We start from the raw sequence: 23,697 nt of genomic DNA on the forward strand, positions 1-23,697 counted from the left end.
CTCACTTTGCCAATGCAATCCATTTTTCCAGCAGCGCCATGGCGCGGCCCGAATCCAGCGCCTCTGCCGCCATTGCCGTGCGATCGCTCCAGTCCGTGCCTTTCCCGGCAACCTGCAGCGCTGCGGCGGCGTTGAACAGCACTGCATCGCGGTAGGGGCCGGGCGCGCCCATCAGCAGCGCCTTGAGCGCGGCGGCATTGTGCCTAGCGTCATCGCCGCGGATCGCTTCGATCGGGGCGTGCGGCAGGCCTGCCACGCTGGCATCGAGGCGCTCCATGGTGAAGGCGTTGCCGGTCACCACCGCGACTTCGTTACCGCCCGCGAGGCTGAGTTCGTCAAGCCCTTCATCGCCCGAGACGATCAGCGAACGCCCCGTGCCGAGCCGCGCCATCGCGCCGGCATAGATCGGCACGTATGCCGGGCGGGCGATGCCGATCAGCTGGCTTTTGACCTTGGCCGGATTGGACAGCGGCCCCATCAGGTTGAAGATCGTGCGCTTGCCGATTTTCTGGCGGATAGGTTGGATGCGCGCCATCGCCGGGTGGTGGTTCTTGGCGAACAGGAAGCAGATGCCGATTTCGGCGAGCGTCGTTTCCGCCGTCCGCCCGGCGGCGTCCATGTCGAGGCCGAGCGCTTCCAGCGTATCGGCCGCGCCCGCCTTGGAACTGGCGGCGCGGTTGCCGTGCTTCGCCACCGGCACGCCGCAGGCCGCGACCACCAGGCTGACCGCGGTCGAGACGTTCAGCGTATGGTGCCCGTCGCCCCCGGTGCCGCACACGTCGATCGCGCCTTCGGGAGCGCTGATGGGGATCAGCCGCGCCCGCAGCGCCCGCGCCGCGCCCGCGATTTCGTCCGCAGTCTCGCCGCGCGCCGACAGGTCGACGAGGAACCGCGCGATCTCGTCTTCCGAAGGCGCACCGTCGAGAAGCACGCCGAACGCAGCCTCGGCCTCTGCCTCGCTCATCGGAGCGGCGATTGCGGGGAGGGCGTTCATGCGAGCAGCCTTTCGGGCATGGCCGGTTCCAGCCCGCAAACCGTCAGGAAATTGGCAAGCAGCGCGTGGCCATGTTCGGTGGCGATGCTTTCGGGGTGGAACTGCACCGAATGGATCGGCAGGCTTTCGTGCCGGAAGCCCATCACGCTGGCATGATCCGCGCCCGGCGTTTCGGCGTGGGCATTGGCGACGAGCGCGCGCGGCACATCGACGACCTCGAGACTGTGATAGCGGGTGGCAATGAAGGGCGAAGGGACTCCGGCAAACAGCCCGGTCTGGTCGTGCGTGACCGGAGAGGTCTTGCCATGCATCAACCCGCCGCGCTGCACGGTGCCGCCGAAATGCTGGCCGATCGCCTGATGGCCCAGGCACACGCCCATCATGGGCTTGCCCGCGTCGGCGCAGGCCGCAACCAGATCGAGGCTGATCCCGGCCTCGTTCGGGGTGCACGGTCCCGGCGAAATCAGATAGCCCGCCGCATCCAGCCGCAGCGCATCCGCCGCCGTCAGCGCATCATTACGCTCAACGCGGACATCGGCCCCAAGCTCCATCAGGTAGTGGACGAGGTTGAAGGTGAAGCTGTCGTAATTGTCGATGACGACGATCGTTCGCGAGAGGGTCATTCGCCCGTTCCTTCAAGTCCGGCCGCGGCAATCCTGCTCACCACGATGATCGGCCCGGCGCGGCCCTGATCGAGCCTGTCGGTCGCAGGGTTCCACAGCGCAGAAGTCTGACTGTCGAGATGCAGCGCGTTGGCGGCCTTCACCTCGTCGCGGAAATAGCGCGCCAGCTGCCCGAAGCTGAGCGGCGCATCGGCGATCACGAAATGCGCGCGGCCCTTGGCATCCACGCCAACGCCGTTGCGGATTGCGCGCGACGGGCCGTTGTCCTGAATGTCGGGATGCAGCTTGCCGTCGATCACCAGCATCGGGCCGGACTGCGTGCCGAACTGCGGACGGTCGCCCACCGTGGCAACGAATGTCTCGCTCGCCAACACCCGCCACTTGCCCCCGGTACCGAAGAACACGCCGTTGGGCTTCATGTAGAGATTGCCATCACCCGAACCGCGATCGAGCTCGGACAGCCGCTCGCCATTCTCGACGTAGTAGCCGACCGCTTTGAGATCATAGCCGAAAATCCCGCCGTTCACGGCAAAGGCGATGGTGCCGGTATCGGCGCTGGCGGCAAAGGTGCCGAGCGAGCCGAACGGCTGCCCGCCTGCCGGAGCATTCGCCATCGCAATTCCGTGCTGCGCGGGATCGGCGACGCAATGCGTCAGCGGCACATCTTCAAACACGGCTGTGCGGCAGGCCGAATCCGTCGCCGCGACACCGGGCGAGGGTGAGGCGACCATCTCGGGCGGGGTCGAACCATCCAGCATGGTGCGCACCACCGGTTCCCCAGCAGGCTGCTCCGTGCAGGCGAAAAGGGCGAATACCGTCAGCAGAAGGGCAGGCGTCCGGGTCATCGCGGCTCTTCGAGAAAACGCAGCAATTCGTCCATCCACAAGGCCGGGCGGCTGTGAGTTCCGTGGCCATAGGTCTGTGCGCTTGGCGGGATCAACACGAACCGCGCCCGAGGCATGGTGGAGGCCAGCGCCGCCGGATTGCCGAGGCCGGGCGGATTGATGAAGTCGTCAGCCGAATTGATCCACAGCACCGGCGCGGTGATTTCGTGCAGGCGCGCAGCAGGGTTATAATGGCGCGAGGAATCGAACTGGTAGATCGTATCATTGGGATCAACCGCCCGACCTGCGGCAAGACGGCTCCGCTCCGCAAAGAATTGCTCGGCAGCGGCACGGGTCGGATATTCGGCGTCCATGCGGTACGGGTTGCTGCCAGCCAGCAGCAGCACATTGGAAGCAATGGCCTGACCCACCTTGAGATCGGCCGGATCGACATAATTGCCGCCATCATAGGCCGGATCATTCCGGAATCCGTCGATCACCATCTGGCGCATGATGCGGTTGCGCCCCGCGATCTCGACCGCATTACAGGCGAGCGGGACATATTTTTCGACAAAGCCGGGATACATCGGCCCCCAGACGAAGGAATGCATGCATCCCATCGACGTGCCGATGATCAGGTCGAGGCCGGTCACCCCGAAGCCTTCGGTCAGCATCCGATATTGCGCGCGCACCATGTCATCATAATCATAGCGCGGAAATGCGGCGCGCAGCCCGTCGCTGGGCTTGCTACTTTTGCCGTGACCAAGATTGCTCGGAGAAATCACGTAGACGCGGCTGATGTCGAGCGGTTGGCCCGGCCCGAACATCGCGTCACCTAAATGGGGTTGCAGCAGCGACGTCGCATTCCCGCCAGTGCCGTGCAGCAGCATCACCGCGTTCTCGATCTCGCCCTTCGCATTGCGGCGCGGCTCACCGAGGGTGAGCGCATGCATGGTAATCGCGGGAAGCGTTTCGCCGGTGTCAAAGGCGAAGTCTTTCAGCTCGATCGTGTGCTCCTGCGCCTGCGCCACCCAGTCCTCGGCTTTGAGAGCGGCAGATGGAAGGCCCAGTGCCAGCACCATAAGCAGGGCGACGGCGTAGCGGATGATCGGCATGATCGCTCTCCTTTTCCGGGTCATTGGCCGTACCCCGGCTCGCCCGCCACGCGCACCGCTTCGCGCGCGGCGGCGATCAGGGCGCCGGCCTTGGCGCGGCATTCAGCGAGTTCGTAATCGGGATCGGAATCGGCGACGATCCCTGCGCCCGCCTGCACATGCATCACCCCGTCCTTCACCACGGCGGTGCGCAGGACGATGCACGAATCGAGGCTGCCATCGGGCGCGAAGTAACCCACGCCCCCGGCATAGGCGCCGCGCGTTTCGGGTTCGAGCTGCGCGATGATCTCGCACGCCCGGATTTTTGGCGCGCCCGAAACCGTTCCCGCAGGAAAGCCTGCAAACAGCGCGTCGAGCGCGTCCTTCGATGGATCGAGTTGTCCCACCACATTGCTGACGATGTGCATGACGTGGCTGTAGCGTTCGATGGTGAAGCTGTCGGTCACGGTCACGCTGCCCGCCGCCGCCACCCGGCCCACATCATTGCGCCCCAGATCCAGCAGCATCAGATGCTCGGCCCGTTCCTTGGGGTCGGCCAGCAGGCTGGCTTCGTTGGCGATGTCTTCGTCGCGCGTGCTCCCGCGCGGGCGCGTTCCGGCAATCGGACGGATGGTGACTTCGGTATCGCCCTTGTCGTCGGGCCGCGCGCGGACGAGGATTTCCGGGCTGGAACCCACCAGCGCAAAGCCCGGCAGGTCGAGGAAATAGAGAAACGGCGACGGGTTCACCCGCCGCAATGCGCGATACAGCGCCAGTGGCGGCAGGGGAAAGGGGCAGGTGAAACGCTGCGCCAGCACCACCTGAAAGATGTCGCCTGCGAGGATGTAGTCCTTGGCACGCAGTGCCATCGCCTTGTAATCATCCGCCGCGATCACCGGGGCCAGATCGGGCAGCGCATCGGGCAGTTCGGGCTGATCGGTGACAGGTGCGGCCTGTCCAAGCTGGCTGAGCGCCGCGTCGATCCGCTCGCCCGCGCGCTCCACGGCGGCCTGCGGGTCGCGCGCCTCCCAGATCGGGGCAACCGCGAATAGTGCATTGGTCAGACCATCGAACACCAGAATCACGGTGGGCCGCACGAACAGCATGTCGGGCAATTCGAGCGGGCTGTCAGCCGCGCGGGGCAGGGTTTCGACCAACCCGATCGTTTCGTAACCGAGATAGCCGACAAGGCACGCCAGTGCAGGCGGCAGGCCTTCGGGCATCGGATCGATCCGGCAGCCAGCGGCAAGTTCGCGCAATGCGCTGAGCGCGTCGCCGGGGCAGGGGGCAAAAGCCTCGCGGTCGGTGCGCCAGTCGCGGTTGGTTTCGGCGCTGTTGCCGGTCGCGCGGAACACCAGATCGGGGTCGAGCCCGAGCAGGCTGTAACGCCCGCGCACTTCGCCGCCTTCGACCGATTCGAGCAGGAAATCGCCGCGTCCCGGCACGATCAGCCGCCGTGCCGCGCCGACCGGCGTGTCGCTGTCGGCGATGATCCGCCGCCACACCAGCGCCGCATGGCCAGCGGCCAGCGCCTGCACGGCTGCGGCAGCGTTTTCGGGCAGGCCGGGGTGCGGCGCGGTCAGATCAGGGCCATTGGTCACGAAGCGGCGGTGCCTGCGCTTACTGCTCGCCGGCGAGCTGCTTGCGCACCGCTTCGACCGCGTCATCATTGATCGTGGTGCCCAGTTCCTGCTGCATCGCGGCGGCGGCCTGGCGGCGGTATTCCTCGCTCAAGGTCGGGGCGAGCTGGCTGCGGGTCTGTTCCAGCAGGCCCGGCTCGCCATCCACCGGATCGGTGCTGATGTCGTCGAGACTGACGACATACCAGCCGATGTCGCGCGGCGCTTCGAGCAGCTTGACCGAGCCTTCGGCCATGCTGAACATCAGCACCAGCGGCGGGGGAAGATTGCCCTGTCGTTGGGCGAGCAGCTGGCGGCGTTCGAGATCGATCGCCTCGCGTTCGAAACCGGGCTTGTTTTCTGCGGACAAAGCGGCGGCAAGCTCGGTCTCGCCGCGCACCTTGCCGACGATCCGTTCGGCGGCAGCGCGGGCGAGCTTCGCCCCTTGCGCACGGCGCCATGCAGCTTCGGCCTGTTCCTGCACTTCGGCCAGCGGCGGGGCGGCGGCTTCTTCGATGCGGGCGACTTCGAAGGCCACGAACTGATCGCCCGCAACGGCCAGCTGGGGTTCGCTTTCATCCATCTGGAATGCGGTCGAAAGGACCGGCGCAAGTTGCGGCACGATCTGCATGTCCGGACGTCCATAGGCCTCGCCGGTGGCGAGCAGCGGGGGAGTGGTTTCGAGCGTCAGGCCGTAAGCTTCCGCGACCTCGGTCAGCGCGGTACCGCTATCGATCTCGGCCTCGATCTCGGCGGTGAGATCGGCGACAGCAGCGCTTCGCTTTTCCACGCCGAGACGTTCGGCGATCTCGCCGCGTACATCGGCGAGGCTGCGCGCGGGCAGGCGTTCGACTTCGTCGACGCGCGCCACGTACCAGCCGAGCGTGCCCTGTGCCGGCTCGACCACGCCGCCCTCGTCGGCCTTGAAGACGTTCTCGGCGAAGGCGAAGCTTGCGGCGTTTGCGGTTTCCTCACGGCTCCGCAATTCGGTGCTGGAGGCATTGAACCCGGCCTCGCGCGCAGCCGCTTCGAGCGACATGCCGCCGCGGATGCGATTGACCAGCGCCTTGGCTGCGTCTTCAGTCGGCACCACGAAGGTTGTGGTCGCGCGCCGTTCCGTTGCCTTGTACTGATCGGCATCGCGTTTGTAGCGCGCGGCGATTTCAGCGTCGGTCGGGGTGGCTGATACTTCAAGCGTCTCCTCGCCGAACACCGCAAAGCGCAAGGTGCGGCGTTCGGGCCGGATGAACTGGGTGCGATTCTCGCCGTACCATTCGGTCAGCTGCGCCTGCGTCGGGCCGGTGGTCGGCGCGAAGGCGGCACTCGGGATCAGGGCGATCTCTCCGCGCCGCCGTTCCAGCACCAGCGCGGCATACTGGCGCGCGATTTTTTCGGGCATCTGCGGCGCGATCAGCGCAGGGCGGAGCAGCTGGTCTTCCAGCAGCCCGTCGGCCAGATCGCGGCGGAACACCGCATCGGTCAGCCCGCGCTGTTGCAGCGCCGCCAGATAGACCTGCTGATCGAAACCGCCGGTCAGCGAATTGAACGCGTCGATCTGCAGGATCTCGCTGTTCACCAGATTCTCGCCAGCCCGCAACCCGTAACTCTCGGCGTAATTGCCGATCGCATACCGATCGATCAGCTGACGCAGCACTTCGTCGAGCACGCCGGCTTCGATGAATTCGGGCATGGTCAGGGCCGGGTTCTGGCGACGTACCTGATCGAGCGCGGTGTTGGCCGCAGTCGCCAGATCGGTGTCGGGAATCGGTTCGCCGTCGACAACCGCCACCCGGTCCCCGCCCGACACACCGCCGAAGGTCGTGCCGGTGATATCGGCGGCGGCAAACGCCAGCGCGATCAGCACCAGAAATCCGATGAAAACCGGCAGACCGATCTTCGACTGGAAGAAACGACGGAAGAAGGAGATCATTGCTGGTGTGACCCTACCCGATAAAACTGGCTGCCGGCAGGGACGCAACGCGATGTCCCCGGCGCGCCGACCGGAAGCGACCGGCGCGAGCGCGCTTTATCGGCCCTGCGACCGCGCGGCAACAGGTCTCCCCGCCTTTTGTTCAACCGGTGGCTTTTGTTCAACGGGTGCTTTGACTGCAGGGGTTTCCTCGGCTAGCCCACCGCGCCCGGCGACCGTAAAGGCTCCGGGCAATCGCTTCCCCACTTCACTCCTCTTCACTTGTGCAGGACACACCCCATGACACGCCGACCCTACATCGTCGGAAACTGGAAGATGCACGGCACCCGCGCGATGCTCTCCGAAGCGCGCGCGATCGACCGTGCGGCCCAGCGGCATATGAAGGTCGAGGTCGCGCTCGCGCCTCCTTTCACGCTGATTCACCCGATCCACCGCGAGGCCGAACAGATTTCGGTCGGCGCGCAGGATTGCCACCAGGCCGATGGCGGCGCCTTTACCGGCGACATTTCTGCCACGATGGTCGCCGATGCCGGCGCGAAATTCGTGATCCTCGGCCATTCGGAACGGCGGCAGGGGCACAGCGAAACAGATGCGCTGGTGCGCGCCAAGGCTGAGGCGGCGCTGGCGGCGGGCCTGCGGATCATCATGTGCTGCGGCGAAAACATCGAAACCCGCGAATCGGGAAGTGCAGTGGCGTTTGTCAGAGCGCAGCTGAAGGCGTCACTCCCGGCGCCGGATGAGGCGCTGGCCGACGTCGCAGAGCGCATTACCGTCGCCTATGAACCGATCTGGGCGATCGGCACCGGCACGGCGGCCACCACCGACGATATCGGCGAAATGCATACCGAGATCCGCAAGCTGCTGGTCGAGCTGTACGGTGAGGAACAGGGCGGCGAAGCGCGCATCATCTATGGCGGCTCGGTCAAGCCCGAGAACGCCGCCGAAATTTTCGCCGTGCCCGAAGTCGGCGGCGCCTTGGTGGGCGGGGCAAGCCTGACCGCCGACAGCTTCATGGGCATCGCCCTTGCCGCGGGCGAGCCGACCGACCACTGATCCTGCTGCCCTAGACCCGGCCACCGCCTGTACCGTAAGCCCCGCGCACCCTTGCTGTTCGCGCGTGGTGAGCCTACATGGCGCGCAGATTGCCCGCGCGACCCTATCCCCGTTGAAGAGACCTGTTCATGTCGACGTTTATTTTCCTTACCGTAATTCAGGCCCTGATCGCCGCCACGCTGGTGGGTGTGGTGCTGATGCAGCGTTCTGAAGGCGGCGGACTCGGCATTGGCGGCGGTTCTTCAGGCGGTATCGGCGCGCGCGGAGCGGCGGATTTCCTGACACGGGCGACCAAGTGGCTGGCGATCGCCTTCGTGGTGCTTTCGATCATCCTTGCTGCTCTGGCGGTGCGCGAAAGCAGCGTCGGCGCGGTAACCTCCACGCTCGAACGCGGGCCGACCGCCCCGGTCGCCGCGCCGGACCTGCTGGCCGAGCCTGAGGCTCCGGCGGCAACAGCTACGGCGCAGCCCGCACCGGCGCCTGCGGAGCAGGATCCGCTCGCCGAGTAATCAGGCCGAACCGCTGCCGACGCAGCGATTTGCCTTTCTATCGTACCGACTTTCGTCACCTTCGATGCGCGTAGCATCGGCCATGGGCGCGGCCTTCGGGTCACAGGCCTGTGGATGGGTGAACGAAGGTGCTGCAATTCGCTTGCCCCGAATCCCTCTCGACGCTTAAGGCCCAACTCCCATGGCGCGGTTCATTTTTATCACCGGCGGCGTGGTCTCCTCGCTTGGCAAAGGTCTCATGGCAGCCTCCTTGGCGGCCCTTCTGCAGGCGCGCGGCTACAAGGTCCGCATCCGCAAGTTCGATCCCTATCTCAACGTCGATCCGGGCACGATGAGCCCGTATCAGCACGGCGAGGTCTATGTTACCGATGACGGCGCGGAGACCGATCTCGATCTGGGTCACTACGAACGCTTCACCGGGGTCTCCGCGCGGCAGAGCGACAACATCACCAGCGGGCGCGTTTACCGCGACATCATCGCCAAGGAACGCCGCGGGGATTACCTTGGCGCGACGGTGCAGGTGATCCCCCACGTGACGGACGCGATCAAGGAATTCGCACTCGCGGATCAGGGCGACCATGATTTCATCCTGTGCGAAATCGGCGGGACAGTGGGCGACATCGAATCGCTGCCGTTCATGGAAGCGATCCGCCAGCTCAGGAACGAGCTGGAACCGCTCCAGACGCTGTCGGTGCATGTCACGCTGGTGCCCTACATCAAGGCCGCGGGCGAGCTGAAGACCAAGCCGACCCAGCATTCCGTGCGCGAACTCGCCAGCCTCGGGATCAAGCCCGATCTGCTGCTGTGCCGCGCCGAGCATCCCATTCCCGATAGCGAACGCCGCAAGATCGCGCAGTTCTGCAACGTGCGCGCCGAAGCAGTGATCCCGGCGCTCGATGCGCCCTCGATCTATTCGGTGCCGCTGCAATATCATGGCGAAGGGCTCGACCGCGAGGTGCTTCGCGCCTTCGGCATCAATGACGCGCCAGAGCCCGATCTGACTGCTTGGGACGACGTGACCGACCGTTATTTCAATCCCGAAGGCGAAGTCACGATTGCGGTCGTCGGCAAATATGTCGGTCTGCCCGATGCCTACAAGAGCCTGAACGAGGCGCTGGTGCATGGCGGGCTGGCCAACCGGGTCAAGGTCAACATCAAGTGGATCGACGCCGAGATCTTCGAAGGCGATGACGACACGCAGATCATCCCCGCGCTGGAACCGATGCACGGCATTCTGGTGCCGGGCGGATTCGGCACACGCGGCAGCGAGGGCAAGATCGCCGCTGTGCGTTTTGCCCGAACCCGCAACGTCCCGTTCTTCGGGATCTGCCTCGGAATGCAGATGGCCTGTGTCGAAGGCGCACGCGCGGCAGGACTTGCAGGCGCCTCCTCGACCGAGTTCGGGCCGACCGATACGCCGGTTGTCGGCATCATCACCGAATGGATGAGCAAGGAAGGCCTTCAGCAACGCGCCGAGGGCGGCGATCTGGGGGGCACGATGCGGCTCGGCGCCTATCCGGCCGCGCTCAGCCCCAACAGCCACACCGCGCGCGTCTATGGCGGGGCGGAAGTGATCTCCGAGCGTCACCGGCACCGTTACGAGGTCAACAGCGCCTATATCGCGCCGCTGGAGAAGGATGGGCTGGTGTTCGCAGGGATGTCACCCGACGGCCTGTTGCCCGAAATCATCGAGCGGCCCGATCATCCGTGGTTCGTCGGCGTGCAGTTCCATCCGGAGCTTAAATCACGTCCGTTCGATCCCCATCCGCTGTTTGCCGGATTCATCGCGGCGGCGCTGGAGCAGTCGCGACTGGTCTGATACTGGCACGGTTGTTCTGGGCGTTTGCAGTAGGCTTTTTGTCAATCTTTCTGCGGCCATGCACCATTTTGTTACAATGATTTGTCGGTTCGTGTCGCATCCTTACAAGTCTGGAAGTTTGCGCTTGCGTGACGTTGCGTTTCGGCATTAGACGCTGGCTTGGCGAGACGATTTAGCAAGGTTAGCAACCTTTGGCGTCAGGTGTCGCGGCCATATCCCTTTGATATGCCCGTTCCTGGTGATTTTGCGTTTCAAGCTTGCCGGGTTTTGTCCGTCTTCTGCGACCCGGACGGACAGAGTCAGGCGAGGCGGTGAAAACCGCGGGGGCGGATCGCAAGATCCGCCCCCTTTCGTTTGGTTCAACTCGTATGAAGATCAGGCCGCGCTGGCAGACGTGTCGTCGCTATCGTCGGCCACGGGTACGGCAGAAAGCCGCACGGTCCCGTTGATCGCGATTTTCTTCGGCTTCATCGCTTCCGGCACTTCGCGCACCAGATCGATGACGAGCAATCCGTCGGCAAGATCGGCGCTTTCGACGCGGACGAAATCCGCCAGTTCGAAGCGCCGCTCGAACCCGCGGTTGGCGATGCCGACATGAATCAGTTCGGAGCCATCGGCGGCCTCATCACGCTTGCGACCCTGCACGACCAGCAGGTTCTGCTGCGCGGTAATGTCGATATCCTGCGAACGGAAACCCGCCACGGCCAGCGTGATGCGGTAATTGTCCTCACCGGACCGCGAGATGTTGAACGGCGGGTAATTGTCCCCGGCATTGAGCCGCGCCTGATTTTCGAGCAGGTCGAACAGGCGGTCGAAACCCACGGTGCTGCGGCGATAGGGAGTGAAATCGAAACGTGACATAGTGCAAATCCTCGTGCTTGAGCAATTTGGTTCGGGTTGCGGGCCTGCCGTAAGCAGCACCCGCCTTGTCGCCAGAACGTTCCCCAAGACTGGCGAAACGCGGCGACAGACACTATCTGGTTTGCAAATTTTCGCTTTCAAGAGGATCGTAATGGCCCAGCAGCAAATCGACATCTACACCAAATTCGGTTGCCCTTATTGCGTTCGCGCCAAGCGCCTGCTCGACGACAAGGGAGCCGAATACAGCGAACATGATATCACCATGGGCGGCCCCAAGCGTGACGAGATGCGCGAACGCGCTCCGCAGGCGATGACAGTGCCGCAGATTTTCATCGGCGAAACCCATGTCGGCGGTTCGGACGAGCTTGCGGCGCTGGATCGCTCTGGCAAGCTTGACGCAATGCTGGCCGGCTGATGCCGAAAATAGCTGTCTTGCAGATGTGTTCGGGCATTGATCCGGGCCGCAACTTCGATACTCTTCGCGGCGCCGCCCATGACGCCCGCAAGGAGGGCGCCGAAATGCTGTTCACACCCGAGATGTCGCTGCTGCTCGACCGCAACCGGCAGCGTTCCGCCGATCACATCGTGCCTGAGGAACAATCGCCTTACGTGGCGATGTTGGCGGACCTTGCGGAAGACTGCGAACTGATGATCGCACTCGGTTCGATGGCGGTGGCGGTGCCGGGCGGAAAGAATGCGAACCGCTCGATGATTTTTCCCCCGAGCGGGGAAAGGCCGGTCACTTACGACAAGATCCACATGTTCGACGTGGACCTTGCCTCCGGCGAGGCGTGGCGAGAAAGCGCCGCCTATCGTCCGGGCAACGAGGTGGTGAGCATTGACGATACCCCGGTCGGGCGGCTCGGCCTGACGGTGTGTTACGACCTCAGGTTCCCGGCGCTGTTCGGTGAGCTGGGCAACCGCCGCTGCGATGCCATTGCCGTACCCGCCGCTTTCACCAGACCGACCGGCGCAGCGCATTGGCATGTGATGCTGCGCGCCCGCGCGATCGAGGCCAGCGCCTTCGTCATCGCCGCAGCGCAGGTCGGATCGCACGAAGACGGCCGCACCACCTACGGTCACAGTCTCGTCGTCGATCCGTGGGGCGAAGTGCTGCTCGACATGAGCGGCGAGGCGCCGGGGCTCGGCTTCTGCGACATTGATCTTGCACGGATTGCGGATGTCCGCGCACAGGTGCCGTCGCTTGCCAACCGCCGCGCAATTCCCGGATTGAATGGACAATGATCGTTTTCGACCTTGCGTGCGCCGACGGCCACCGATTTGAAGGCTGGTTCGGTTCTTCGGCCGACTTTGCCGATCAGCAGGCGCGCGGGCTGGTGGCTTGTCCGCACTGCGGCTCTGCCGAGGTGTCCAAGGCGCCGATGGCCCCGGCGGTTCCGGCCAAGGGCAACAGCAGGCCCGAACGTGCGCCCGCCGAGCAGGCACCGTCGCAGCAACTTGCCAACGTGCCGATGTCGCCCGAAGTGAAAAAGGCGCTCGGCGCGCTTGCCAAGGCGCAGGCCGACGCGCTCAAAAACAGCACATGGGTGGGTGACAAGTTCGCCGACGAAACCCGCAAGATGCATTATGGCGAGCGCGATGAAGCGCCGATCCACGGGCAGGCGAGCCTTGCCGAGGCCAAGGCGCTGATCGACGAAGGCGTGCCGGTCGCGCCGCTGCCGTTCCCGGTTGCGGCGCCTGAAAAGTTGAATTGATCGGTAAGGCGTTTTTGGATTGCGCACGCCCTACGGCGTGCGATCTCCTCGCTCATGCTGGCTACGCCAGCGTCGCTGCGGGCGGCCAGTCGGCCTTGCGGGCGCTTGCGCGCCCGTTTGGCCCTGCTAAGAAGCGCGGCGGGACCCCGTAGCTCAGCCGGATAGAGCACCAGATTCCTAATCTGGGGGCCGCGCGTTCGAATCGCGCCGGGGTCACCACCTTTCTCCTGAAATGCCGCGTTGTGAATGGGCGAGGTGGACTCGGCCCTGCTCTCCGCGCTAGCAGCCGCGCCACAAGGAGACGCTGCGCGCCATGCAAAACCACGATACCGATGACCTCGCCGAAATCCGCCGTGCAGTCGCCAGCCTGTGCGAAGGCTTTCCGGGCGAATATTGGCGCGCCAAGGATGCGGTTCGCGAATACCCGGCAGAATTCGTCGATGCTTTGACGAAAGCGGGGTTTCTCGCCGCGCTGATCCCGGCAGAATATGGCGGCAGCGGCCTCAGCCTTGAGGCGGCGCGTGTCATCATGGAGGAGATCCAGGCAAGCGGGTGCAACGGATCCTCAGCCCACGCGCAAATGTACATCATGAACACGCTGCTGCGTTACGGCAGCGAGGCGCAGAAGGCCGGATATCTACCGCGCATCGCCAGCGGTGAGCTGCGCTTGCAAGCGTTCGGCGTGTCCGAACCGACCAGCGGCACCGACACGCTCAGCCTCAAGACCCGCGCGGTCAGGGACGGCGACGAATACGTCATCACCGGCCAGAAGATCTGGACCAGCCGCGCCGAACATTCGGACCTGATGCTGCTGCTCGCCCGCACCACCCCGCGCGAGCAGGCCGCAAGCAAGACTGAGGGCCTCTCGCTGTTTCTCGTCGATATGCAGGCGGCGCTGCAAAGCGGCATGACCGTGAAGCCGATCCGCACGATGATGAACCATTCATCTTGCGAGGTGTTTTTCGACGATCTGCGCATCCCCGCATCCGCGCTGGTGGGCGAGGAGGGGAAGGGCTTCCGCTACATCCTGTCGGGCATGAATGCCGAACGCATTCTGATCGCTGCCGAGTGCATCGGCGATGCCAAGTGGTTCATCGAAAAAGCCACTGGCTATGCCAAGGACCGCAACGTCTTCGCGCGTCCCATCGGCCAGAATCAGGGCGTGCAGTTTCCGATCGCCCGCGCCTATGCCCAGATGCGCGCTGCCGAATTGATGGTCCGCCATGCCGCGCGGGTCTATGACGAAGGCGGAAATCCGGGCGAAGAGGCGAACATGGCGAAACTGCTAGCTTCCGAGGCCAGCTGGGCGGCGGCGGACATGTGCGTGCAGACCTTCGGCGGGTTCGGTTTCGCCGAGGAATACGACGTCGAACGCAAGTTTCGCGAAGCGCGCCTGTATACGGTCGCGCCGATCTCGACCAACCTGATCCTGTCCTATCTTGCCGAACACGTACTCGGTCTGCCGCGCAGCTATTGAGTCGCAATTCGCAAGGTTTATTGCGCAGGTGCGCGCATGGTGCTTGCGGTGAGCGCCCAAGTGTGATTCTGTCGTTTCTGCGGCGGTAAGGGGATTGAGCCAGTCATGCACAACACGGTTTCAGGCGAGCGAAGGAAACGCATCGCCGCGCTGTGCGTGCTGTTGGCGCTGGCTGGCTTCGCAGTCGCGGGGCCGACAGGGCTGCTGGCATGGAGCGAAAACGCCGCGACACTCGAGCAGCGCGAGACGGAAATCGCGCAGCTCACCGGAAAGCGTGATGCGTTGCGCAACCGGGTGATGCTGCTCGATCCCGAAGCCGCCGATCCCGATCTCGCCAGCGAACTGGTGCGCGCACAGCTTGGCGTCATTCACGAGGACGAGGTCGTCATCACGATCGAGGACGAGTGACACGGCAGCCGTCCGGGACGTGCTGATTTCGTATGCGAGTGCTGCTAACCCCGATGCTTGACGTTGCACGGCGGGCAAATCCCCGCCAATAGCAATCGCGCGCGCATCTCCTCCCCATGAGCCGCGCCTGAGAGAGGAACCCTTGTCTTGGCCAAACAGCCTTCCAAAGCCGCATCGGCTGCAAAGAAACCCGCCTCACCGACCAACGCGGCCGCCGCTCCTTCGGACGATCCCGATTTCGTCCTGGGTTCGCTGCAGCAAGCGTTCGAGGCGAACAAGCGTTATGCCGCGGATGAAGCGGAGATGCTGGAATTCTACCGCCAGATGCTGCTGATCCGGCGGTTCGAGGAGAAGGCCGGTCAGCTTTACGGGCTCGGCCTGATCGGCGGGTTCTGTCATCTCTATATCGGGCAGGAAGCGGTCGCTATCGGGCTGCAGTCCGCGCTCGACAATGATCGCGACAGCGTGATCACCGGCTACCGCGATCACGGCCACATGCTCGCCTACGGGATCGATCCCAAGGTCATCATGGCGGAACTCACCGGCCGCGAAGCCGGGATTTCCAAGGGCAAGGGCGGGTCGATGCACATGTTCTCGACCGAGCACAAATTCTACGGCGGCCACGGGATCGTCGGCGCGCAGGTTGCGCTGGGCGGGGGACTCGCGCTCGCGCACCAGTACAACGAAGATGGTGGCATCTGTCTTGCCTATTTCGGCGACGGCGCGGCCAATCAGGGTCAGGTCTACGAAACTTTCAACATGGCCGCGCTGTGGAACCTGCCGATCGTGTTCGTGGTGGAGGACAACCAGTACGCGATGGGCACCTCGACCAAGCGTTCCTCGGCAGAAACCCGGTTCTACCGGCGCGGCACGTCGTTCCGCATCCCCGGCATGGAAGTGAATGGCATGGACGTGCTCGAAGTGCGCGCCGCCGCCGAAGTCGCTTTTGCCCACGTCCGCGCGGGCAAGGGGCCGGTGCTGATGGAGTGCAACACCTATCGCTATCGCGGGCATTCGATGTCCGATCCGGCCAAATACCGCACCCGCGAGGAAGTGCAGGATCAACGCGACCACCACGATCCGATCGAGCGGCTGAAGAAGACTCTGATCGAGAGCGGCAAGGGCGAAGACGAATTGAAAAGCATCGACAAGGCCATCCGCGCCGAAGTGGCGCAGGCGGCCGATTTTGCCGAGACCTCGCCCGAGCCTGGTGCAGGTGAACTCTACACCGATGTTCTGGTGGGGGAGTACTGAGCAATGGCGATCGAACTGAAAATGCCGGCGCTGTCGCCGACAATGGAGCAGGGCACGCTCGCCAAGTGGCTGAAGGCAGAAGGTGACCGGATCGAACCGGGCGATATCATCGCCGAGATCGAGACCGACAAGGCAACGATGGAATTCGAGGCCATCGACGAAGGCGTGCTTTCAAAGATCCTGATCGAAGCTGGTACCGAGGATGTGGCCGTGGGCGCAGTGATCGCGCTCATCGAAGGGGAAGGGGAGGAGCCTGCCGAGGCATCTGCGCCTGAGCCTAAAAAGGAATCCGCGCCCACGCCGACGCCGACGCCCACACCATCACCGCGGGCTGAGAAACCGGCACCAGCCACTGTCGCCAGGGACCCGGCCATTCCCGAAGGCACCAGGCTGACCAGCACCGCAGTGCGCGAGGCGCTGCGCGACGCCATGGCCGAGGAAATGCGGCGCGATCCCCGCGTCTTCGTGATGGGCGAGGAAGTCGCCGAATATCAGGGCGCCTACAAGGTCACCCAAGGGTTGCTTGACGAGTTCGGCCCCAAGCGGGTGATCGACACACCGATCACCGAATACGGCTTTGCCGGGATCGGCACCGGCGCGGCGATGGGCGGATTGCGCCCGATCGTCGAATTCATGACCTTCAACTTCGCCATGCAGGCGATCGACCACATCATCAATTCGGCCGCCAAGACCAACTACATGAGCGGCGGCCAGATGCGCTGCCCGATCGTGTTCCGCGGCCCCAACGGCGCGGCTTCACGCGTCGGCGCGCAGCACAGCCAGAATTACGGGCCGTGGTATGCCAGCGTTCCCGGCCTGATCGTCATTGCGCCGTTCGATGCCGCCGATGCCAAGGGATTGCTCAAGGCGGCGATCCGCTCGGAAGACCCGGTCGTGTTCCTCGAGAACGAACTGGTCTACGGGCGCAGCTTCGACGTTCCCGATATGGATGATTATGTGCTGCCGATCGGCAAGGCGCGGATCATGCGCGAAGGCAGCGATGTCACCATCGTCAGCTATTCGATCGGCATCGGCATGGCGCTGGAAGCGGCGGCGACGCTGGCGGATGAAGGCATCGAGGCCGAGGTTATCGACCTCAGAACGCTGCGCCCGCTCGACAAGCAGGCCGTTCTCACCAGCCTTGCCAAGACCAATCGCCTGATCGTTGCCGAGGAAGGCTGGCCGACCTGTTCTATCGCCAGCGAAATCATCAGCATCTGCATGGAGGAAGGCTTCGACCATCTCGATGCGCCGGTGCTGCGCGTGTGCAACGAAGATGTGCCGCTGCCCTATGCCGCGAACCTCGAAAAGCTGGCGCTGATCGATCCGGCCCGCATCGCCGAGGCCGCGCGCAAGGTTTGCTACAAGTAAGCGGTCAGGACCGCCCCGGTCCGATCAGACCGGGCGGTCCGCCGAATAGACATTGCAGCTTGCCACCGGATCGGGATCGTTGGGATCGCGCTGGAACAACCCCGCCAGATTGCGGTTATCGCGGACGTTGAATGCGGCCGTATAAGTGATTTCCTGCCCATCATAGACGGTGAAGGGCGTGAGCGAATCGTACTCGTAGGAAATCTCGATGAAGATCACCGCCGTGCCGTTAGCGGCGGTGATAAGTTGGCCGGGTTTGCCCATGCCCTGGAAAGCCGTGCCCGTGGCACCGTCGCCCTGATTACCGTACCTCGAATTGTGAACCCTCGCACCGCGACAACGTTGCCATGCAATCCATTGCCCGTCGTCGGCGTTACGCTGGAGACTGGAAATGATGACGCGCCCGCGCTCGAAGATCTGAAAGGTTTCCCCGAGCTTTTCGGCACCGACGAGCGACGCGTTGATATCGGATTCGAACACACGCCGGGCAACCAGCACATCCTGTTCGCCGACACGCGAAACGTTGTCCGCCACCTGCATTGCAAGCTGGCTCACCTGCATGTGCGTGATGACGTAATAGGCGGTCTCGGTCCCGAGCATGCCCATCGACAGGACGATCGGCGCGGTGAAAGCGAATTCCACGAACGCAACGCCCGAACGATCCCGCGCCAGTCTTTGCGGCAGGCGTCGCACCCGGTTGCACAGGGCCGATGCCGATCCGGCGATTTTTGCGAGGGTGTTTAGCGGGGCGGCGATCATGGGCAATTTCCCGTTTGGGCTGATTGATCCTGCTCATCATATGGCTGGTTACGCAGCACGGTCGATGCGCGCAGGGTCACGGTTTCGGACATGCCGGCAAGGCCGAACATCGGAAACAGTCGGGGATAGCTGACGACAGCAGTGTAGAGCACCGCATCGCGGGCGCCCCCGATCCCCTGACGACCCCGGTTCGCGTCCCATTGGCTATTGCCGTTCGAATCCACGAAGATCTCACCGGCGTTGCAGATACCGTCGGCATTATCGTCGGCGAATTCCTCGGCTTCCCCGATGTCGGTGAAGTCGAAGTGCGAGAGCTTCTCGAACGTCACGGTGGCGGTGGTCGGTGTCACAAGCAGGACTTCGGCTTTCACCGCCGCGTCGATATCTGCCTGGCGACTACCCGCCGTCTCCAGCGTCAGATCACGCCCTGCCTTCTGCATCGCCCCGTTGATGAGCGAGGTGGTGTACTGGGTGTGCGCCATGTCGAAAATGCCCATGATTAGCAGACACAGCACCGGTGCGACAAAGCCGAATTCGGTGAGGGTCGCACCCTGCCGGTCGCCGGAGAGACGGTGCAGCAGGGTGCGGACGCTGATTGCGGTAGAGCCGATCATGACGTGAGCCTCAAGGCAGCGATCTTCTGGGCGATTTCCTGGAAACGTGCAGTGAGTGTCTCGGAGTCGTTCGCCTGGAACGCTCGGCCCGGGGAGGCGCAGTCGATCAGGTTCTGGGTCAGCGTCGTGCCGAAGGCGACCACCCAGACGGTGATGTTCTCCTGACGGGCGGCCCGGCAGATGGCCTGCAGACGTGCTGCACGGCGGTTGAATTCACGCCCCGAGTTCCCGTCTCCGGTAATCCGCCGATCCCACCACTCGACGCCGTGGTTCGAATAGTTCTCGATATTGTTCACCTGCGCGCCGTCCGTCATGAAAACGATATGGCGGGAAATCGCGTCGCCGTTCGGCGCCGAGTTGTTTTCCGCTGCGAACAGCCCGTTCGGCGAGATGAAGCGGGCGCCCCACAGCATACCGATATCGTGATAGGTGTTGCCGCTGGCGTTGAGACTGTCGACGTAAGCCTGCAGGCCGGACCGGGGAATCTCGGTCAGCCGGAAAGCCTCACGCGGGCAGGTATAGCCGGGCTTGCTTTCGTTCCAGGTCTGGTAGAGCCAGTTCGTTGTCCGGCCACCGCCGTCTGTGCGCTCCCAAATTGCATTGCGAAGCGCCGGCTTCCATCTTTGCTCCTCGGTCGTCGGAACAAGATTGATGTTGAGGTCGTGCGCAGCGGCAGGGATCGGGCTGTAGCTGTCGGCGAGAACCGTTGATGGTTCTTCGACGCAGCCGTCCCAAGTGTGCGTCTGCATTGCACCCTGATCGCCGGTGGGCAACTCAATCGTGTTGTTCGTGTAAAGCGTGCTGAGATCGACGGATTCCCAACCGGCCGGGCTGTCGGCCGGATTGTCTACATCGCAGGGCGTGGTATCGTCGGTGTCGACCGGGCAATAAACATAGTCCTGCCATACGACCTCGACGCGATCCTCGATGACATCGTCCGCAGTCGCAATCTTGGATTTGCGAACTCTTCCAGCGCAACCGCCACGGTTGTTCGAACCGCCGCCACTCCAGACGCCCTCATAATATTGCGTGCCCGAGAACACTTCCCACGTCCAGCCATCGACCGTGTAGGTGCCGGGCAGGGTGTTCCAGCAGAAATCCTGTGCTTGGCTACGTGCAGAGTCGCCGCTGGTGCGGAAGCGATAATTGCTCGTGCTAGACGTGCCAAAGTTTGACAATGAGCGGGGCAGCCATTCCCACTGGTCGGACTGGACCAGCTCGTCGCCGATCTCGACATCATTTCCGGGGATGAAATTTTCGCGGAAGCGTGCGACGCGGGATTGATAGGTGTGGCTGGCGGCCATGTGTTCCTGCGGTAGGGAGAAGCCGACATTGGCCTGTTGCGAATAGGGCACGATCCCGTAGCGGATCTGTGCACTGTCCGAGGTCGCGTCTTCGACCGTGTCGTAGAAGTTCATCACCGCTTCGCGCAGCGCGACGATCTTGGAGCCCGGCCCTGAACCGCAGTTGGAGCCATCGGGGCAGCTGGCCATCGACCCGGTGACGTCGAGCACGAACATGATGTCGCTGTTCGAGATGTTGATTTCGGCTGTGCAGCTGACAGCGAGACTGAAGGATTCGAAACCGAACGCACCCATGATGCTGGTGGGCAGCGTCCCGCTGGCTGTGCCCGTGACCACGCCGTCGCCATCGCTGGTGTAGGTGCGCGTGTCGCCGGTAATGCCGAACATGCCTTGCGAGAAGTTCTGATCATAGAAGTTGAGCCCCGTGTCCCGGTGCTCGGTGGTGAATTCGTCCGTGATCATCGCGCGTCGCGCGGCCAGAGCGCCGGCATCGCAGGCGGCCTGCATCCGCGCTGCCGCCATGTAATAGCGACTGGCATCGACGCCCCCGCCAATCATCGCCAGAAGCGGGAGCATTGCGGCAGCGGAAATTACGATCGTGTTTGCAGTCCTGTCGTGCAACAGCGACCGCATAAACGACTCCCGCTCGTGATTTTCTCGTACCATCGGATGCGCGTCCTTCCCCTGACCATTCCCCTCATCCAAGGAGAATTCCAGATGCATCCGTTTGCTTTAAAAGGGTCTGGTAAGCGGATTGCGAAGGAGCGTGGTTAATTCATTCCTAATGCTGTTCCACGGGTTTCAAACCTTGCGTCCGTGTCACCGCGGCACACTTATATTGTCATTTGTGAGCGAAGCCGTTTACCCGCTCTACCTGCCATGAACACCGAATCTGCCGATATTCTTCCCCCCGAAGCCGAGCTGGCTGTGGCCTGGAGCCCGCCAAAGGTTCGCGCAGCATTCAGCATATTGCTTCAGCTCGATCGCCGATTGGCAAAAATCGTGTCGCGAACCACCGAGCCGATGCTTGGCCAGATGCGGCTCGCCTGGTGGCGCGATGTGCTGAAGCAGTCTCCTGCGCAGCGGCCGCGCGGTGATGTGGTGCTCGATCAGATCGGTGCCCTGTGGCCGAGCCGCGAGGAGTCGCTGATCGCGATGGTCGATGGGTGGGAGATCCTGATCGGCGAAAATCGGCTTGGGCCGGACGATGTGAACGCCTTTGCAGGCGGCCGCGCGGCTCCTTTCGTCAGCTTTGCCGGGCAGGGCGACAGCGCAGCAGGCAGCCAGCGCGCCGAGCAGGCGGCGCGGTGCTGGGCACTGGTCGATGTCGCGGTGGGCGTGTCCGATCCCGAGGAACGCGCGCTGTTCCTCGAAGCGGCAACAGTCTGCAGCACTGCACGAGGCCGGCTTCCCGGCGATCTGCGCGGCCTTGCCGTGCTGGAAGGGCTGGCACGGCGGGCGCTTCGCAATGATGGCGCACCGTTGATGGCCGGACGCGGCGCAGCGCTGACCGCGTTGAGAGCGGCTATCTTTCTGACCTGATTACGTATATTTACCTGTCGTGGACGGCAAGATGGGGCAGACCTTTGCGGCAGGCAGTATTGGGCGTTTTTGCGGGGCTCGCGTTGGCCGGGATCGGCATGTTCTGGTGGCAAGGCCGCGCGGCAATCGACCAGAGCGCGCCGCCACCGCCTTTGCCTGAAGCGCCCGCACCCGATCCCGAAGACCTGCCGCTGACCGATCCGGGGGATATGGAAGGCCCGACTCCGCCCGAAGTCAGCCCGCTCACCCGCGAGGAGCAGCGCTTCTTCCGCTATGATCGCAACCGCGACCGCCTGATCACCCGCAACGAAATGCTTTCGACCCGCACCGACGGGTTCCGCAAGCTCGATGTGGACGGCAATAATCTGCTGACATTCGAGGAATGGGCGGTGACCACGGTCGATCGCTTCGGGTCGGCCGACGCCGATGGCGATGGCCGCCTGACCCCGCGTGAATTCGCCACCACCGCGCCCAAACCGGCGGCGAAGAAGCCCGCCTGCAAATGCTGATCAGGCGGGCACGGCCTCACGCGCTTCGCTGATCCAGCGCGCCAGATCGGCCTTTGCACGGTCGGTATAGGCTTCCTTGCGCACCTTCTTGCCGACGTCGTGGAGCGGCGGGAACAGGCCGAAATTGACGTTCATCGGCTGAAACGTCTCGGCCTCGGCATCGCCGGTGATGTGGCTCAGCAGCGCGCCCAGCGCTGTGGTGGCGGGCAAGGGCTGCCAATCGTGTCCTGCCAGTTCGGCGGCGGCCATCATCCCGGCCACCAGCCCGATAGCGGCGCTTTCAACATAGCCCTCGCAGCCTGTGACCTGCCCGGCGAACCGGATATGCGGCGCGGCCTTCAGCCGCAATTGGCGGTCGAGCACCTCCGGAGAATTGAGGAAGGTGTTGCGGTGGAGCCCGCCCAGACGCGCGAATTCGGCATTTTTCAGCCCCGGAATGGTGCGGAACAGATCAATCTGCGCGGCATATTTCAGCTTGGTCTGGAAACCGACCATGTTCCACAGCGTGCCCAGCTTGTTGTCCTGCCGCAGCTGCACCACGGCATAGGGCCAGCGGCCCTGCGGAAATTCCGGCGTCGTATCGAACGGGTTATCGAGCCCCACGCCCTTCATCGGGCCATAGCGCAGCGTTTCCACCCCGCGTTCCGCCATCACCTCGATCGGCATGCAGCCATTGAAGTAGGGGGTGTCCTTTTCCCACTGCTTGAACTCGGTCTTCTCGCCTTCCATCAACCCTCGGTGAAAGGCGCGGTATTGCTCCTCGTTCATCGGGCAGTTGATGTAATCGCCGCCTTGGTTCGACGCATCGGTGCGCTTGTTCCAGCGCGACTGGATCCAGCATTTGCTCATGTCGATGCTGTCGTGATGGATGATCGGCGCGATCGCATCGAAAAACGCCAGCCGCTCGGCTCCGGTGGCCTTCACGATGCTGCCCGCCAAAGCCTCCGCCGTCAGCGGGCCGGTGGCGACGATGGTGAGCCCGGCAGCGGGGAGGGTATCCACCCGCTCGCGCACGATGGTGACATTGGGATGCTGGCTCAGCGCCTTTTCGACTTCGGCAGAGAAAACATCACGGTCCACTGCCATCGCGCTACCCGCCGGCACCTGCGCCACTTCGCCTGCACGCATCACCAGGCTGTCGAGCGCGCGCATTTCGTGGTGCAGCAGGCCGACCGCGTTCTTGGTGTCATCGTCCGAGCGGAAGGAATTGGAGCACACCAGTTCTGCCAGCCCATCGGTCTGGTGCGCCGGGGTCATCTCGCCGCTTCCACGCATCTCCGAAAGGCGCACCTTCACCCCCCGCCGGGCGAGCTGCCAGGCAGCCTCACTCCCGGCAAGGCCGCCGCCGATGATGTGAACATCGTGAATAGTCGCTGATGCAGTCATGGCAGGGCAGGTAATTGCGTGATAGCGCCGCG

At 63.8% G+C, this 23,697-nt stretch carries 23 protein-coding genes and 1 tRNA gene; 13 read left to right on the plus strand and 11 right to left on the minus strand.

The window, feature by feature from the left end:
• Position 1 precedes the first annotated feature (1 nt).
• The 6 genes from trpD to Q0L48_RS01640 all read right to left on the minus strand — a co-directional run bounded on the left by trpD (position 2) and on the right by Q0L48_RS01640 (position 7,084).
• Positions 2-994: an anthranilate phosphoribosyltransferase gene (trpD, locus tag Q0L48_RS01615; RefSeq protein ID WP_296716447.1), complete on the minus strand. Its 993-nt coding sequence runs from the start codon at positions 992-994 to the stop codon at positions 2-4.
• A complete protein-coding gene (locus Q0L48_RS01620) occupies positions 991-1,617 on the minus strand; it encodes an aminodeoxychorismate/anthranilate synthase component II (RefSeq protein WP_296716448.1) in 627 nt (208 codons plus the stop codon). The genes trpD and Q0L48_RS01620 overlap by 4 nt, the downstream gene beginning before the upstream one ends.
• Positions 1,614-2,462: a phosphodiester glycosidase family protein gene (locus Q0L48_RS01625; protein WP_296716450.1), complete on the minus strand. Its 849-nt coding sequence runs from the start codon at positions 2,460-2,462 to the stop codon at positions 1,614-1,616. The genes Q0L48_RS01620 and Q0L48_RS01625 overlap by 4 nt, the downstream gene beginning before the upstream one ends.
• The gene (locus Q0L48_RS01630) at positions 2,459-3,556 is read right to left on the minus strand and encodes an alpha/beta fold hydrolase (RefSeq protein WP_296716452.1); all 1,098 of its coding nucleotides are present in this window, start codon (positions 3,554-3,556) and stop codon (positions 2,459-2,461) included. The genes Q0L48_RS01625 and Q0L48_RS01630 overlap by 4 nt, the downstream gene beginning before the upstream one ends.
• Before the next feature lie 20 nt (positions 3,557-3,576).
• Positions 3,577-5,040, minus strand: a complete 1,464-nt coding sequence (locus Q0L48_RS01635) for an anthranilate synthase component I family protein (RefSeq protein WP_296717089.1) — start codon at positions 5,038-5,040, stop codon at positions 3,577-3,579.
• A gap of 115 nt (positions 5,041-5,155) precedes the next feature.
• On the minus strand, positions 5,156-7,084 hold the full coding sequence (locus Q0L48_RS01640) for a peptidylprolyl isomerase (RefSeq protein WP_296716453.1): 1,929 nt from the start codon (positions 7,082-7,084) through the stop codon (positions 5,156-5,158).
• 279 nt (positions 7,085-7,363) lie between these two features.
• Here Q0L48_RS01640 and tpiA point away from each other — a divergent pair, with 279 nt between their 5' ends.
• The 3 genes from tpiA to Q0L48_RS01655 all read left to right on the plus strand — a co-directional run bounded on the left by tpiA (position 7,364) and on the right by Q0L48_RS01655 (position 10,465).
• On the plus strand, positions 7,364-8,137 hold the full coding sequence (gene tpiA, locus Q0L48_RS01645; protein WP_296716454.1) for a triose-phosphate isomerase: 774 nt from the start codon (positions 7,364-7,366) through the stop codon (positions 8,135-8,137).
• A 128-nt stretch (positions 8,138-8,265) separates the two neighbouring features.
• Complete coding sequence (gene secG / locus Q0L48_RS01650) at positions 8,266-8,646, plus strand: preprotein translocase subunit SecG (RefSeq protein WP_296716456.1); 381 nt, start codon at positions 8,266-8,268, stop codon at positions 8,644-8,646.
• Positions 8,647-8,827: 181 nt separating this feature from the next.
• Positions 8,828-10,465: a CTP synthase gene (locus Q0L48_RS01655; RefSeq protein WP_296716457.1), complete on the plus strand. Its 1,638-nt coding sequence runs from the start codon at positions 8,828-8,830 to the stop codon at positions 10,463-10,465.
• Between the two features lie 375 nt (positions 10,466-10,840).
• On the opposite strand, the gene Q0L48_RS01660 is transcribed toward Q0L48_RS01655, so the two are convergent.
• Positions 10,841-11,326, minus strand: a complete 486-nt coding sequence (locus Q0L48_RS01660; RefSeq protein WP_296716459.1) for an Hsp20 family protein — start codon at positions 11,324-11,326, stop codon at positions 10,841-10,843.
• A gap of 151 nt (positions 11,327-11,477) precedes the next feature.
• On the opposite strand from Q0L48_RS01660, the gene grxC reads away from it, so the two are divergent.
• The 8 genes from grxC to Q0L48_RS01700 all read left to right on the plus strand — a co-directional run bounded on the left by grxC (position 11,478) and on the right by Q0L48_RS01700 (position 17,551).
• Positions 11,478-11,741: a glutaredoxin 3 gene (grxC, locus tag Q0L48_RS01665; RefSeq protein ID WP_296716461.1), complete on the plus strand. Its 264-nt coding sequence runs from the start codon at positions 11,478-11,480 to the stop codon at positions 11,739-11,741.
• Positions 11,741-12,571 (plus strand): carbon-nitrogen hydrolase family protein, encoded by an 831-nt coding sequence (locus Q0L48_RS01670; RefSeq protein ID WP_296716463.1) that lies wholly within the window; start codon positions 11,741-11,743, stop codon positions 12,569-12,571. Before grxC ends, Q0L48_RS01670 begins: the two co-directional genes overlap by 1 nt.
• Positions 12,568-13,041, plus strand: a complete 474-nt coding sequence (locus Q0L48_RS01675; protein ID WP_296716465.1) for a DUF1178 family protein — start codon at positions 12,568-12,570, stop codon at positions 13,039-13,041. The genes Q0L48_RS01670 and Q0L48_RS01675 overlap by 4 nt, the downstream gene beginning before the upstream one ends.
• 142 nt (positions 13,042-13,183) lie before the next feature.
• Positions 13,184-13,260 (plus strand) — tRNA-Arg (locus Q0L48_RS01680).
• A 94-nt stretch (positions 13,261-13,354) separates the two neighbouring features.
• A complete protein-coding gene (locus tag Q0L48_RS01685) occupies positions 13,355-14,518 on the plus strand; it encodes an acyl-CoA dehydrogenase family protein (protein ID WP_296716467.1) in 1,164 nt (387 codons plus the stop codon).
• Positions 14,519-14,623: 105 nt separating this feature from the next.
• Positions 14,624-14,926 (plus strand): septum formation initiator family protein, encoded by a 303-nt coding sequence (locus Q0L48_RS01690; RefSeq protein WP_296716469.1) that lies wholly within the window; start codon positions 14,624-14,626, stop codon positions 14,924-14,926.
• A gap of 147 nt (positions 14,927-15,073) precedes the next feature.
• Positions 15,074-16,180, plus strand: a complete 1,107-nt coding sequence (gene pdhA / locus Q0L48_RS01695) for a pyruvate dehydrogenase (acetyl-transferring) E1 component subunit alpha (protein WP_296716471.1) — start codon at positions 15,074-15,076, stop codon at positions 16,178-16,180.
• A gap of 3 nt (positions 16,181-16,183) precedes the next feature.
• On the plus strand, positions 16,184-17,551 hold the full coding sequence (locus Q0L48_RS01700; RefSeq protein WP_296716473.1) for a pyruvate dehydrogenase complex E1 component subunit beta: 1,368 nt from the start codon (positions 16,184-16,186) through the stop codon (positions 17,549-17,551).
• 24 nt (positions 17,552-17,575) lie between these two features.
• Here the strand turns inward: Q0L48_RS01700 and Q0L48_RS01705 are convergent, their stop codons facing one another.
• The 3 genes from Q0L48_RS01705 to Q0L48_RS01715 are packed head-to-tail and all read right to left on the minus strand — an operon-like array spanning position 17,576 to position 20,951.
• The gene (locus Q0L48_RS01705) at positions 17,576-18,310 is read right to left on the minus strand and encodes a TadE/TadG family type IV pilus assembly protein (RefSeq protein WP_296716476.1); all 735 of its coding nucleotides are present in this window, start codon (positions 18,308-18,310) and stop codon (positions 17,576-17,578) included.
• Positions 18,307-18,924, minus strand: a complete 618-nt coding sequence (locus Q0L48_RS01710; RefSeq protein WP_296716478.1) for a TadE/TadG family type IV pilus assembly protein — start codon at positions 18,922-18,924, stop codon at positions 18,307-18,309. Before Q0L48_RS01710 ends, Q0L48_RS01705 begins: the two co-directional genes overlap by 4 nt.
• Positions 18,921-20,951: a VWA domain-containing protein gene (locus tag Q0L48_RS01715; protein ID WP_296716480.1), complete on the minus strand. Its 2,031-nt coding sequence runs from the start codon at positions 20,949-20,951 to the stop codon at positions 18,921-18,923. The genes Q0L48_RS01710 and Q0L48_RS01715 overlap by 4 nt, the downstream gene beginning before the upstream one ends.
• Positions 20,952-21,107: 156 nt before the next feature.
• Between Q0L48_RS01715 and Q0L48_RS01720 the strand changes: the two genes are divergently transcribed.
• The gene (locus Q0L48_RS01720) at positions 21,108-21,770 is read left to right on the plus strand and encodes a squalene/phytoene synthase family protein (protein WP_367273988.1); all 663 of its coding nucleotides are present in this window, start codon (positions 21,108-21,110) and stop codon (positions 21,768-21,770) included.
• Between the two features lie 44 nt (positions 21,771-21,814).
• Positions 21,815-22,279, plus strand: a complete 465-nt coding sequence (locus tag Q0L48_RS01725) for a hypothetical protein (RefSeq protein WP_296716485.1) — start codon at positions 21,815-21,817, stop codon at positions 22,277-22,279.
• Here Q0L48_RS01725 and trmFO read toward each other — a convergent pair whose 3' ends face one another.
• Positions 22,280-23,665 (minus strand): methylenetetrahydrofolate--tRNA-(uracil(54)-C(5))-methyltransferase (FADH(2)-oxidizing) TrmFO, encoded by a 1,386-nt coding sequence (gene trmFO, locus Q0L48_RS01730; protein ID WP_296716487.1) that lies wholly within the window; start codon positions 23,663-23,665, stop codon positions 22,280-22,282. It abuts the gene before it with no gap.
• Between the last annotated feature and the right edge of the window lie 32 nt (positions 23,666-23,697).

Source organism: Erythrobacter sp. (genome assembly GCF_024305245.1).
In the GTDB taxonomy this organism is placed as follows: Bacteria; Pseudomonadota; Alphaproteobacteria; order Sphingomonadales; family Sphingomonadaceae; genus Erythrobacter.